This window comes from Pseudomonas paracarnis (genome assembly GCF_904063055.1).
Classification (GTDB): Bacteria; Pseudomonadota; Gammaproteobacteria; order Pseudomonadales; family Pseudomonadaceae; genus Aquipseudomonas; species Aquipseudomonas paracarnis.
In genome coordinates this window covers 1-439 of record NZ_CAJFCN010000098.1, presented here as the reverse complement: position 1 = coordinate 439, position 439 = coordinate 1, and the positions used below count along the sequence as shown (strand labels likewise).

1 pseudogene is annotated in these 439 nt (G+C 56.9%); it reads right to left on the bottom strand.

Features of this window, described 5'->3' with window-relative positions:
* A pseudogene (locus JMV15_RS28070) lies at positions 1 to 280 on the bottom strand (RNA polymerase-binding protein DksA); the annotation flags it as partial.
* Positions 281 to 439: the final 159 nt, after the last annotated feature.

Genomic DNA, 439 nt, shown 5'->3' with positions numbered 1-439 from the left:
TCTTTATCACCTTGCCCTGTGTATCGCGGCCGTGCAGTTCGAGGTCGAGCTCCTCTGCCTGGCTGGCACTTCCTGCCGGGTCCGGGAAGTTTGCCGCTTCATCCTTCATATTGTCATCCGTCCGGTCGACTTCCTGCATCATGTCCTGTTTCCACTTTTTGAGTATCTTGGTGAAGTGCTCGCGCATGGGCTCGCCCATGTACTCCTCGCCCTTTTTTTCGACATAGGGTTCGAAGCCGCCGATGCCTTGAGTCTGCTGTTGCTTTGCTTGGGTGGACATGAATAGACCGCCTCTCACTCTTCTGATCCATTGCGCAGGATTGCATCGTCACCGACACCTTCCGGCCCTGCGGCTGCAAGCGGGCGAACTTACCAGATAGATTCAGGGTGCGCTACTCCCGGTTGTCGAGGCCCAGGGCAAAGGGGTTGCAAACCGCAG